Here is a 12,302-nt window from a genome sequence, read left to right as displayed (position 1 = left end):
TTCGCTGAAGCCCTGGCCGACCGCTACGTGGTCATGGAACGCGGCGAAGTGATTGCGAGCGGCCCCGGCAGCGAGATGCAGGCCAAGGGCGTGCGCCAGCTCGTGGCCATTTGACGCTGCCGGCCTTCAGGCCTTGGCGGCGACGGACGCCGTGGTCTTGGCTGGCGGCTGCCCGGTCATCTGGTCGAGCAGTTGCATGCAGACCTCGGCCGCCGGCTCGGCTTCCTGGCCCAGGCGGGTGATCACGTCGAACAGGTTCTTCATCATGACTTCCAGCGCGGCCTCCGGCAAGGCGGGCTTGAGCTTGTGGCCGTTCTCCTGCGCAAAGGCCAGCAGGCAGTCGGCATCGCTGGCACCCAGACCGATACAGCCGAAGCGTTTGCCCTCGTCCAGCAAATGAGCGAGCAGGCTGAACGGCACCCAGCCCGGGCCGAAGCGGGCCTGCGCGCCAGCCAGGGCATGCAGCCCGTTGCGGGTGAGGCCCTTGGACCTGGCAGGCTCGTGGAACACCGTCAAACCCATCTCGGAGCCCACCCGCATCAGGTGTGCGGGCGGGCACTGGTTCGCCACTTCGTTCACCAGGCAGTGGTTGAGGTGGGCATTGGCGTGCAGGTGCTGCAGCGGGCGCAGCAGGCGCGACAGACCGGGCTGCGTGGCCATGCAGCTGCGCACCACGCCGGGCAACCACACCGTGGGGTCGACCTGTGCATCCAGCAGGGTGTGCAGCGCCAGCAGCGGGCTCAGCTCGAACGAGGGCAACAGCAGCAGGTCGAACACCGTGTGCTGCGGCGACCGGCTCATGGGGTGCGCGTGGTGCCCGGTGCGCTCCGGTGCGAGCCAGTCCAGCACGTCGGCCCAGGCCTCGTCGTGCTTGTCCAGGGTCTGCACGATGCGGTGAATCTGCGCCAGCACCAGGCAAGGGTGACGGCGGCTCGGGCGCAGCAGGGGCAGGCGCGCGGCGTGCGTGATCTGGTAGAGCATCTGGCGGCGCATCCGTCGCGCCGCACCGGCCTCAAGGCCGGTGCAGAGGTGGAGCATGCGCTCCAGCGTGGCATGGCCAAGGGGTGTGAGCAGCCAGTGGTCGTCGCACGCCATGTTGCCCACGCACACCAGCGTCGGGTGCTGATGCGAGAACCACACCAGGGCTTCATCGTCCCCCGGTGGCGTTTCAACCATGCGTGCCAGGCCTGCCGTGGGCGCCTGTTCCAGCGTGAGCAAGCCGAGATCGCCAATCAGTTGTTCCAGGCTGCGGGGGTCCGGGTCCTGCTCCAGCCGCTGCAACCGCTTGGCCACCCGTGCCGGCGCGAGTTCGTCCAGGCGGGGACCCAACAACTCACGCGCTTGCCGCTGCGTACCGGGCAGCTCCAGCGAGGGGCCCGAGAGCGGCAGCAGTTGCAACACATGGGACAACCAGAACGGCAGCGGCGCAGCTTCCGAAGCCAGGATGTCCAGCAGCTGAACCACCAGCTTGACCGGGTCGCGTGGCACCACGCAGGTCCAGGCCGACACCAGGGCATGGGCCACGCGGTCGTGGTTGGCGTAGTGCACGCGCAAGGCGTGAGACATGTGTTCCAGCACCGTCTCTTCCACTGTGTGGTGCAACCCGTGCGCCAGGTGCAGGATCTGCACGAACGACTCGTGGAAACGACCCGGTAGCTGGGCGTCTTCGTCGTTGATCGGGATCAGCTGCAGCTCATCCAGCGCCTGCAACAGCAGGCCCTGTGCCTGGACCAAGGGGATGTCGTGCCGCGCTGCAGAACGGATGTCTGTGCGCAGCAGCGGCGGGGTGGCGATGGGGCTGCGAAGGGCTTGAATCCGTTGGATGGGGGAGGCAGAGGTGCGCATGGCGGGTGGCGGATGGGATGAAAGGGACGCTCATCGTCTCCTTTCACTTCCGCTGCGTGAATCCGCTCGCCAGCCCAGGGCAGTGCCCTGTTTGCCCAGCTGAACCAGCGCCGCCTGCAAGCCTGACAGACCACCCAGGCGCTGGTCGTTGATGAAGATCTGCGGCATCTGCTGCCCGGGGTCCGGTGTGCAAGCCCGGCAAGGTCCAGTGAGTGGCGGCGGTGCGAGGTACTGCGGTCATGGGGCTTCTGCGGCCCGACTGGCATCGCACCACCGACCCCTTGCATATTGCCTGGGCTGCCGGTCTCGACCCAGAGCGGCTGTGGCCTGAGATCGAATGCGGACGGTCAGCGATCCAGGCTTTTCGGGGCTGGTCGATCCTTGGCTCTACCAGAGGGCCGAGTCGGTGAACTCCTGAACACACGCAGGACGGCATTTCCGGATGAGAACCTGATCAATGCCTGTCCAGTACCTTGTCCCTGATACGCGGACGAATGCGCATCCAGAATCGCAGGCTGGCCAAGTGATCAGTTGTGGGTCGGCGTCAACACCCAGGGGCTCGTGCCTCCTCTTGCGGCGGCCGGCCCGGACGTCGATGCCCGCCGGGCACCGGCCCGTTTCAGAACTCGATCTTGTCGGTGATGGCCTTGATGCCGGCGCGGGCGCAGGCGTCGTCGGCGTCGCCGCCGGGCGCACCCGAGACACCGATGCCGCCAAAGATCGAGCCGCCAGCCTCGATCACCACGCCGCCGCCCACCGCCAGCATGCGCGGCGTGCTGCGGATGCCGCTCATGGGCTTGCCGGGCTGTGACTCGTTGGCCAGATCCAGGGTGGAGGTGCGAAAGCTCGCCGCTGTCCAGGCCTTGTTGGTGGCCACGTCCACGGTGTGCGCGCCAGCGAAGCGGTCGCGCAGGAACACTTGAGTCAGGCCCGAGCGGTCGACCACGGCCACACCGACCTGAAAGCCCTGCGCGCGGCAGGAGGCAAGCGCGGCCTGGGCCGCGACCAGCGCTGTCTCCGGCGTGAGGGCTTTGATTTCGAAGCTGCCTGCCGGCGGCTTGGTCTGGGCCTGTGCAACCAGGGGAAGGGCGAGGGCGAGGGCGATGAGGGTATGGCGCATGGTCAGTCTCCTGCTGTTGGGGGGGTGCGCAGGCCAACCCATGCGGCGCTGCGTCAGTCTCATGCTAGCCCCGGGGGTGCTGTCGTGCACTGATCTGGATCAATCGTCACGGCTGCTTGAGTTGAAGCTTGCAAGACGCCCACCCTCCGTGGTCCGCGTGTGTCGTCGGAGCGCCTGCGTCCTGCCACCCTCAACTCCAACGGACGCCCGGTATGGCTGTCCGTGGCCGCGAGCGGTCCGTTGACGACGACCTCTCGAACCTCGGCCCCGTACACATTGGGCGAGATGTCGCATCCCGCCGTGCCCACTCACTCCGCCGTGATCTTCCGTTCCTTGATGATCGCGCCGAACCGCTGTGAATCATCCGCACCGCGCTTGCCGAACTCCGCTGGCGTGAGCGCCAGGGCTTCGCCACCCAGCGCCGTGATGCGGTCTTTCACGGCCGCGCTGTTCAGGATCTTGTTGATCTCGGTGTTGAGCCTGGTGATCACCGCCGGTGGTGTGCCGGCGGGCGCGTAGAAGCCGAACACCGAGTCCGCGTCAAAGCCCTTCAGGCCGGCTTCGTCGAGCGTGGGCACGTCGGGGAACAGGGGCGAGCGTTTCATGCTGCCCACGGCCAGCAGCTTGGTGCGGCCCGCGCGGGCGTGTGAAAGGCCGATGCCCGGGTCGAAGTAGTAGTCGATCTGGTTGCCCATGAGGTCGGTGAGTGCGGGGGCGGCGCCACGGTAGGGCACGTGCACCGCAAACAGGCCGGCCTGGCTCTTGAACATTTCGCCGGCCAGGTGGGGCGAGCTGCCGTTGCCGGCCGAGCCGTACACCAGCCGGCCCGGGTTGGCCTTGATGAGTTTGATCAGGTCCTGCACGTTGTTGGCTTCCAGCGTGGGCTTGCCCATCAGGTACACCAGCACGCGCGCGGCCGACGCCACAGGCACCAGGTCTTTCGCAGGATCAAAGGGCATGCGCGCATAGAGGTGCGGGTTCACCGACACCATGCCACCCGAGCCCATGAGCAGCGTGTAGCCGTCGGCCGGGGATTTGGCCACGGTGTCACCGGCGATGTTGCCGTTGGCCCCTGCGCGGTTTTCCACCACCACGGGTTGGCCGAGTGCCGCAGCGAGCGGCGTGGACACGAGCCGCGCGATCTGGTCGGCAGCGCCCCCGGGCGGGAAGCCCACCACCACCTTGATCGGCTTCTCGGGCCAGGCCTGCGCCAGCGCGGCTGGCAAGGCGCTCAGTGTCATGAGGCCCAGGGCGGCGGCGCCGGCCAGGTGCCAGCGGCGGGACGGGTTGGTGAGGGTGCGGGTCATGTCTGTCTCCTTGTAGGTGTTGGTGCGAAATGGAAAACGGAAAACCTCAGTGTGGCGCTGAGTGTGGTGCAACGGCCTTCACTTTCAATCGGGGATTGTGCTGCCACCGGATCGGCTGGGCCTTCACCGGGCGCGCCGGTGCGCCGTGTTGCTGCAGGGCGAGGTCGAGTGCCTTGCCGGCCTCGTCGCTGAGGGCAGCGGTGCGGGCGGCGGCCACGGCGCGGCAGCGCTGCGCGGCGCTGCTGGGGTCGTTCAGTGCAGGCAGGGCAAGGTGGTCAATGATGTGCAGCAGGTTGTCCTTGCCGCGCTCGTTGGTGCTGCCATAGCCCTTGATGAGCCGGCCGCACAGCGCCACCTCGTGGCCCAGCTGCCAGTGCACGGACGTGAGCTGCACCACGGCAGCGAGCCAGCGGTCGATGAGGGCTTGCTCGGCCTGGAAGCGGCTGCCCAGGGGGCGCAGGCGTTTGGTGGCGGCCAGGCCGCGCAAGGCCAGCATGCCCAGCACCGAGTGCGTGCCGATCTTGAGCGGCAGTGCCCACGGCGCCTTGCCGGCGGCCACCCGTTTGCGGTCCCAGGCCAGCACGCGTTGCGCCATGCCCGTGGGCAGCATGGCGGCGAACTCGGGTGCGCCGGGTTTGAAATGGTCGTACACGCGCAGCAGGTCGTCGTTACCAGCTTTGGCCTCAACGCGCACGCGGGCCTGGCGGCTGGCGCGGCTCTTGAGGTCGGCCACCAGCACGATGTCGTCGAACGCCATCCACAGTGCGACCCAGCGCGCCATTTCCACTGTGGTGGCCCAGCCGTGCTCGCCCTGCGGGTCGGTGCGTTTCTCGGCTTCGAGCACGCGCCGCAGACGCGCCGCGTAGTGCGTGCCGTAGGCGGCGTTCTGGTATTCAGACACCCGGGCATGGCCCAGTGACATGAGCGGGTGCACTTCGGGCGGGAACTCGCGTGCCAGGGCGGCGGGCAGGCCGGGTGCGGCGGGGGTGGGCTCGGGTGCGAGCACCTGCTCCACATACGCGGCCTGCGCGCGTTGCGCCTGCACCGCGTCGAACGCGAGCGCGAAGCCGCGCAGGCTGGCCTTGGCGCTGGCGCCGCCGCTGCCGATGACGGCTTCAAAGTCCTGCCGCGCAAACGGCAGCAGGCCGCTGCCGGCAATGGCGCCCAGCATCACCGCGCTCACCACGGTGCCGGCCTGTTTCGTGAGGGCGGCCATGTCGAGCACGTGGCGCGCGCGGCTGTGGGTGTTCACCAGGTCGATCAGCTCCGACGCGTCGCGCCGGCCGTCGCCCATCACCATCTTCTCGCCGGTGGTGAGCGCCCGGGCCGACGAGGTGATCACCAGCGTGTGCGAATCCGAGGCCAGGCCGTTGGTGATCTGGCGGCCGGTTTCCAGCAGTTCCGAAGACACCAGCGCGTCAAGCCGGCCTGGCAGCGGGTTCAGACCGAACACCGGCTTGCGCCCGCCCAGTTGGGCCATGGGGACCGGGAACACTTCCATGTAGTAGGTGGTGGCGCCGGTGCGCTGTGCCACGCCGGGGATGGAAGTGGCCTGCGCCGCATAACCGGCGTGGCGCGCGGCCTCCACCAGCCAGTCGGTGAGGATGCCGCCGCCTTCGCCGCCGAGGGCGCAGAGCAGCAGGGAGATGGGTTGTTGGTTGTTGGACATGTTCAAGCGGGTTGCAACAGACGAACAACGCTGCCGCGCAGCGAATGGATCAGGCGCTCGTGCCACTTGGGGTTCTGCACCACCTCGGCGCGGTAGAACGACGGGCACAGCGTGGCCGCGTGGGCGTTGGCGCCGCACAGGCCGCAGCCCACGCAGCCGTCGATGACGGTGGCCACCGGGTCGACCTTGAGCGGGTCGGGGTTGTCTTTCAGCGTGAGCGTGGGGCAGCCCGAAAGGCGGATGCAGGCGTGGTCGCCGTTGCACACGTCTTCGTCCACGCCGTACTTCACGCGCACCACACGTTCGCCCTTCTTGAGCAGGTTCGCGATCCAGGGTTTGATGCGGCGCTGGCGCTCCAGCTGGCATTCGCCTTCCGCCACGATCACCTTGAGGCCTTGAAACTCCGTGCCGAAGGCCTCGGTGAGCGTGGCGCGCATGGTGTCCACCTCGTAGGTGTTCACGGTGCGCATCCACTTCACGCCCAGACCCTTCAAGGTGCTCTCGATGGTCTGGTCGGTGTGGGCCAGGCTCTGCGCCTTGTCGTTGGCCGCGTCCTTGGCGGCCTCACCGGGCGTGGAGATGATGTCCTGCGTGCCGGTGGCCGAGGTGTAGCCGTTCTTGAAGATCAGCAGCACCGCATCGTCGCCGTTGAAGAGCGCGCTCTGCACGCCGGTGAGCAGGCCGTTGTGCCAGAAGCCACCGTCGCCCATCACGGAGAGCACGCGCCGCTTCATCACTGGTGAGACGCCGGCGCGGCTGGCCAGGCTCATGCCGTAGCCGAGGATGGAGTGGCCAAACGAGAACGGCTCGAAGGTGGCCAGCGCGTGGCAGCCGATGTCGCCCGCGATGTGCACCGGCCCGGTGTCTTGCTGTGCGAGCTTGAGCGCCGAGAATACCGGGCGCTCCGGGCAGCCGATGCACATGCCGGGTGGGCGCGCGGGCAGCGGGGCCGAGAGCTGCTGCACCGACTCGGCGCGCCGTGTCTGGTTGCCCTGCAGCCAGGCGCGCGCTGTTTCGGTGATGGCTTGGGTGGTGGGGTCTTGCAGGTAGCGGCCGACAAATTTGGACAGGCCGTTGGCCATGACTTCGGCGCTGTACTCGCCCGCGTTGGGCAGCATGTCCTTGCCGTGCAACGGGGTCTGGATGTCCAGCCGGCGCAGCAGCGTGGCGAGTTCCTGTTCGATGTACTCGGGCTGGCCTTCTTCGAGCAGCAGCACCGCGCGCTTGCCCAGACAGAAGTTCGTGAGCTGCTCGGGCACCAGCGGGCAGGTGACGTTGAGCACCAGCATGGGAATGGCGGTCTGCCCGAAGGCATCGGCCAGGCCGAACTGCTGCAGCGCGCGGATGAGGGTGTTGTACAGACCGCCCTGCACGATGAGGCCCAGGTCCTGGTGCTCGCCGTCGAAGAGCTCGTTGAGTTCGTTCTCCACGATGTAACGCCGCGCCGCCGGAATGCGCTCGTCGCCCTTGAGCTTCTCGTGGCGGAAAGTCACCGGCGGGTGGGCCAGGCGGTTGTAGTCGAAGCTCGCGGGCTCGTCGATCAGGTTGTGGCGCGAGAGCGCGGGCTTGACGTTGTTCTTGGTGGTGAAACTGCCGCGCACGTGGCAGGCGCGGATGCGCAGCTCCATCAGCGCGGGCATGTTCGACGCCTCCGAGAGCCGGAAGCCCTGCTCGACCATGTGCACCATGCGCCCGAGGTCAGGCCGCGGGTCGAGCAGCACCATGCTCGACTTGAGCGCGTAGGCGTGCGTGCGCTCCTGGATCACGCTGGCGCCCTCGCCGTAGTCCTCGCCCACGACCACCAGCACGCCGCCGGTGACACCGGGAGAGGCCAGGTTGGACAGCGCATCGGCCGCCACGTTGGTGCCGACGATGGACTTCCAGGTCACCGCGCCGCGCAGCGGGTAGTGGATGGACGCACCCAGCATGGCCGCGGCCGAGGCTTCGTTGGAGCATGCTTCCACGTGCACGCCGAGTTCGTCCATGTAGGGCTTGGCCTGCACCATCACATCGAGCAGGTGCGAGACCGGCGCGCCCTGATAGCCGCCCACATAGGACACGCCCGATTGCAAGAGCGCCTTGGTGATGGCGAGGATGCCCTCGCCGTGAAAGGTCTGGCCGTCACCGAGCCGCAGGGACTCGATTTCCTGAGTGAATGAAACTTCCAAGGTGCTTGTCTCCAGCGGGTCGCTATCGTGGGTGTCGTGTGGGGGTTGCGACCGGACGGGCAAGTATCGGTACCGGGCGCTCATCGATCAATACAATGAACCCACTAAGCGACATGAACGCCATGCATATCAAAGACCTCGACCTGAACCTGCTGCGCCTCTTCAACGAGGTGTACCGCGCCGGCAGCGTGAGCCGGGCGGCCGAACACCTGGGCCTGACCCAGCCGGCGGTGAGCCATGGCCTCACGCGCCTGCGCCTGCTGGTGAAAGATCCGCTGTTCGTGCGCGCGCCGGGCGGTGTGAAGCCCACGCCCAAGGCGGTGGCCTTGGCGGAAGCGGTACAGGGTGCGCTGGCCACGCTGGCCAGTGCCTTGAGCGAGTCCAGCGGGTTTGACCCGGCCAGTTCGCGCCGCCTCTTTCGCCTGCACATGAGCGACATCGGTGAAAGTCGCTTCCTGCCCGAGCTCATGGCCCGCCTGCAACACGAGGCGCCCGGCGTGCGCGTGGCCACCCGGCCGGTGCCACACGGGGGCCTGACCGATGCGCTCGACAGCGGTGTGATCGACTTCGCGTTCGGTTTTCTGCCGCAGGTGAAAGACACCCAGCGCACCGAGCTCCTGCAGGACCGCTACGTGGTGCTCATGCGCAGCGGGCACCCCATGCACGCGTCACTCTCGCGCCTGCGGGGCCCGGCCTTGCTCAAAGCCCTGCACCAGCTGGACTTTGTGGCGGTGCGCACGCACAGCGACACCTTGCGCATCCTGGCGCAGACGGGTTTGCAGGAGCGCCTGCGCCTGACCACCGAACACTTCATGGTGTTGCCCTCCATCGTGCAGGCCACCGACCTCTGCGTGGTGATGCCGGGCAACATTGCGCAGGGCTTTGTGGAGACGGGAGGCTGTGTGGTCGTGCAGCCGCCGTTTGTGGACCGGGGCTTCACCGTGTCGCTGCACTGGAGCCACCGCTTCGAAGGTGACCCGGACAACCGCTGGTTTCGCGAACAGGTGATCGCGCTGTTCGCCGAACGCTGATCAGGGGGTTCTGAGCCAGCCGCCGGGCCGCCCCAAGGCTGGCTCAGCCCCCTCGGGGGGCAGCGACCCGCGCAGCGGCGGAGCGTGGGGGCACTCTAGGTGTTGAGCAGGCCGTCGGCGCTTGGTGGTTTGTAGCCTGCTGGCAAGGACACACCACCCGGCGTGGCCGTTGCCCCGGTGTGTTCACCCAGTCGGGAGTGTTGTGCCGTGGTGCGGTAGCGCTCGCGCAGCGCTTCGGTGCGTTCGTTGAGCGCGGTGAATTCGGCAATGCGCACGTTGTAGCGCTGCAGCACCTGGTGGGCCGACTCGATCAGTTTGGCGTTGAGCGTGCGCTCACCGTCCTCCAGCAGCTTGATCACCGTGCCTTGGGGATCACCCTTGATGCTCAGCGTCATGGCCTGTTCGGTCATCTTCAGGATCTGGCTGTGCGCACTGCGCACCCGGTCAGCAAAGCCTTGCACGCCGGAGGCGGCGCAGGCCATCAGCTCGCTCATGGCCTTGCTGGTGCAGAACCGCAGAGCGAGTGTGTCCACCGCGCCCTCGGACTCGTTCAGCGAGATCGACCGCATCTGCAGCCGGCTCATGAGCGCGAGCAGGTTGCAGGCGGTCTCGAAGTCGAAGTCGGGGCTGAGCGCATCGTTGGCCAGACGGCGCACGTCGTCCAGTGCGCGCGCCGTGTTGTTCTGTTGCAGCGCGAGCAGGCTCTCGGCCATGCCGAGCAGGCGGTGGGGCCGGGCGGGCGCGTGGCTGCGGTCGCGCAGGCGGGTGAGCTGGTCCACCGTGCGGGCCAGGCCCTTCTGGTCGTTGTTGTCCAGCCGGGCAAAGGCCAGCAGCAGCAGGGCCTGGGCGTCGAACATCTTGGAGTCCAGGCCCAGGCGAGTGGCGCGGTCGAGCAGCTCCACGCCTTCGCTCTTCTCGCCGGTGTAGTAGGCCAGCATGCCGTGTTTGAGCAGGCGGCTGATGGAGGACGGCGTGAGCTTCGTGGCCATCTGGTAGGTGGTCAACGCGCTCTCGAAGTTGCCCAGTTCGAACTGCGCGCGACCCATCACGTCGTAGGCGTCGGCGTAGCTGTTGTCGTCCTGGATCAGGCTCTCCAGCGTGGTCACGGCCTTGGCCGGATGCCCGCCTTCCAGCTGCGCACGTGCCACACCCAGACGGGCCCAGGGCAGGGTTTTGGCGGCGATCACCGCTTCGTAGAGCTTCTGCGCATCGCCGATCTCGCCGTTGCGCAGCAACAGCTCGGCGCCGATGCGCGCGGCATACAGCCAGTAGGCGCCGCGGGTCTCGAACCGCTCCAGGCACAACATGGCGGCCTGATCGAACTGCTCGGCGTCGATGGCGGTGAAGATGCCCTCCAGCGCCTTCTTGCGCTCCCGCGCCATCCGGATGCGTTCGAACAGGCGCGCGCCCGTGTGGGGTTTGAGCAGGTAGGCGTCCAGTGCCGATTCGGCCGCCTCGGCCACCTTGGCGTACGTGGCCTCGGCGGTGATCATGATGAACACCGTGTAGAAGGGCAGTAGCTGGTTGCGCCGCAGGTCGTCCAGCAGGTCCTGGCCCGACATGGAATCGCGCTCGAAATGCTGTTCGCAGATCACCACGTCGTACCGGTTCACTTCCAGCTTGCGCCGCGCGTCCAACAGCCGCGAACACTGCGACACCGTGCCCACACCCAGCTCGCGCAGCTGCGACACGATGATCGAGCGCGATTGCAGGTTGCCCTCGATCACGAGTGCGTGGGCGTCTTGCAGGTGGTTGGCGGCAACGGGCATGGGTGGTTCAGGGCGCGAGAATGGCGCGCCCATCAATGGCAATCCCATTCTGCGCACGACGATCGCCTGCTGGTGCGCCGATCAGCGGGGGCTTTTCACCCCATTTCGACGCCCGTCAGACTTTCCAGATGCGGGGCGGCGTGTTGCTCAGGCCCCAGGCTTCGGTGCGCAAGGTGGCCCAGACCTGCTGGAACAGCGCCATGAGCGGCTCCACCAGGGGCGCCACGGCCCGCACCACGAGCATGCGCGGATTGGGGCAGGTGGCGCCCACCTGCAGGCCGTGTTCACCACCCAGCGCGGCGCGCACCACCTCCAGAAGATGTTCGCGGCGTTCGCGGGTGAGGGGGGTGCCGCAGGCCAGCCACAGCGTGCCGATGCACTTGTGGCCGCCCAGACCCAGCGGCGATTCGAGCAGGCGGGTGTCGGCCGCATCGATGCGCGAGCGCTCCAGCCACAGGCCCGGAATCTCCAGGTGTTGCGTGAGGCTGCCGCGGTCGAACGGCTGGTTGGCGTTGGGCAAGCCGAGCGCACACACGTCCCAGCCGATCATCTCGGCGCCCTCGGCCAGGGTGGCCGTCAGTTGGTTGGCGGCCAGGCATCCGGGGTAGGCGATGGCTTCCAATGGCAGCCATTCGAGCCGTGCGCCTTCGTCGAGCGTTAGCGATACGCGTTGTTCGGTGGCGGGGCCGTCGGAGCGGTAAAAGCGTGTGGCGCCGGGTGTGGCGAGCAGGCCGTGGGCATGGGCTTCTGCGTGCACGTTGACCTCCAGCACGTCGCCACCCACCAGCCCGCCGGGCGGATGGATGATGACGTTGTGGCAGATGCCGTCACCCTCGGGGTAGAGGCTCTTGAAGATGCGCAGCGGGCCGGTGTGGCGGTGCTGCAGCACGGTGCGTTGTCCGTCGCGGCGGTAGTGGAGGTCGAGTTGGGCGTGCCAGGGCATGCGTTGAGTTTAGGGGCTGGTTTAGGGGGGTTCTTGCTTGCACCTCGCGGGCTCGTGAGCGCATGGCGCTCTGCTCCGCGAATGTCCCCCGAAGCCTTCGGCCTTTCCTCCTTTATTTCGCTGCGCCGTGCCCCGTGGTCGCCGATGACCGGACCCGCCGGAGAAAAACTAAACAGAAGCCCAGAAGCCAATATGCGGCTCACTCGCTTCCTCGATCAAGACCGGCCCGATGCATTCAATCGGATGCGGTGACGCAGTGAACACATCGCGACACGACAACTCCGCATCGCGCTGCGCCGCAAGCTCACCGCGGAACACGCGCAAACGCACTGCGTCGATGCCGAACACCACGCGCCCGATGTTGCTCCAGAAGATCGCGCCGGCACACATCACACACGGCTCGGCCGAGGAGTAGATCGTGGCGCGAGAGAGCGTCTCGCGGTCCACCAC

The 12,302-nt window shown here is 67.5% G+C and carries 9 protein-coding genes and 1 pseudogene; 2 read left to right on the top strand and 8 right to left on the bottom strand.

Going from position 1 to position 12,302, the window contains the following annotated elements; translation table 11 throughout:
* A pseudogene (locus Q0C59_RS15255) lies at nucleotides 1–114 on the top strand (ABC transporter ATP-binding protein); the annotation flags it as partial.
* A 12-nt stretch (nucleotides 115–126) separates the two neighbouring features.
* Here Q0C59_RS15255 and Q0C59_RS15250 read toward each other — a convergent pair.
* The 5 genes from Q0C59_RS15250 to Q0C59_RS15230 form a co-directional block, all read right to left on the bottom strand.
* Nucleotides 127–1,845 carry a hypothetical protein gene (locus Q0C59_RS15250; RefSeq protein WP_291216918.1) on the bottom strand — a complete coding sequence of 573 codons (1,719 nt, stop codon included), beginning with the start codon at nucleotides 1,843–1,845 and terminating at the stop codon, nucleotides 127–129.
* Nucleotides 1,846–2,464: 619 nt separating this feature from the next.
* Complete coding sequence (locus Q0C59_RS15245; protein WP_291216916.1) at nucleotides 2,465–2,965, bottom strand: heme-binding protein; 501 nt, start codon at nucleotides 2,963–2,965, stop codon at nucleotides 2,465–2,467.
* A 308-nt stretch (nucleotides 2,966–3,273) separates the two neighbouring features.
* On the bottom strand, nucleotides 3,274–4,272 hold the full coding sequence (locus Q0C59_RS15240) for a Bug family tripartite tricarboxylate transporter substrate binding protein (protein WP_370654304.1): 999 nt from the start codon (nucleotides 4,270–4,272) through the stop codon (nucleotides 3,274–3,276).
* A gap of 46 nt (nucleotides 4,273–4,318) precedes the next feature.
* Complete coding sequence (locus tag Q0C59_RS15235) at nucleotides 4,319–5,941, bottom strand: indolepyruvate oxidoreductase subunit beta family protein (RefSeq protein ID WP_291216913.1); 1,623 nt, start codon at nucleotides 5,939–5,941, stop codon at nucleotides 4,319–4,321.
* A 2-nt stretch (nucleotides 5,942–5,943) separates the two neighbouring features.
* Nucleotides 5,944–8,109: an indolepyruvate ferredoxin oxidoreductase subunit alpha gene (locus Q0C59_RS15230; RefSeq protein ID WP_291216910.1), complete on the bottom strand. Its 2,166-nt coding sequence runs from the start codon at nucleotides 8,107–8,109 to the stop codon at nucleotides 5,944–5,946.
* Between the two features lie 113 nt (nucleotides 8,110–8,222).
* Between Q0C59_RS15230 and Q0C59_RS15225 the strand changes: the two genes are divergently transcribed.
* A complete protein-coding gene (locus Q0C59_RS15225; RefSeq protein ID WP_291216907.1) occupies nucleotides 8,223–9,140 on the top strand; it encodes a LysR family transcriptional regulator in 918 nt (305 codons plus the stop codon).
* A 95-nt stretch (nucleotides 9,141–9,235) separates the two neighbouring features.
* Here the strand turns inward: Q0C59_RS15225 and Q0C59_RS15220 are convergent, their stop codons facing one another.
* The 3 genes from Q0C59_RS15220 to Q0C59_RS15210 form a co-directional block, all read right to left on the bottom strand.
* A complete protein-coding gene (locus tag Q0C59_RS15220) occupies nucleotides 9,236–10,909 on the bottom strand; it encodes a response regulator (RefSeq protein WP_291216904.1) in 1,674 nt (557 codons plus the stop codon).
* 115 nt (nucleotides 10,910–11,024) lie between these two features.
* Nucleotides 11,025–11,852 carry an urease accessory protein UreD gene (locus Q0C59_RS15215; protein ID WP_291216901.1) on the bottom strand — a complete coding sequence of 276 codons (828 nt, stop codon included), beginning with the start codon at nucleotides 11,850–11,852 and terminating at the stop codon, nucleotides 11,025–11,027.
* A 168-nt stretch (nucleotides 11,853–12,020) separates the two neighbouring features.
* A partial coding sequence (locus tag Q0C59_RS15210; protein ID WP_291216898.1) for a deaminase occupies nucleotides 12,021–12,302 on the bottom strand: 282 nt, incomplete at its 5' end.

Origin of the sequence: Hydrogenophaga sp. (genome assembly GCF_022844385.1) — a bacterium.
Lineage (GTDB): Bacteria > Pseudomonadota > Gammaproteobacteria > Burkholderiales > Burkholderiaceae_C > Hydrogenophaga.
The sequence above is the reverse complement of the archived record's forward strand: the minus strand, read 5'-3'. Positions and strand labels throughout refer to the sequence as shown.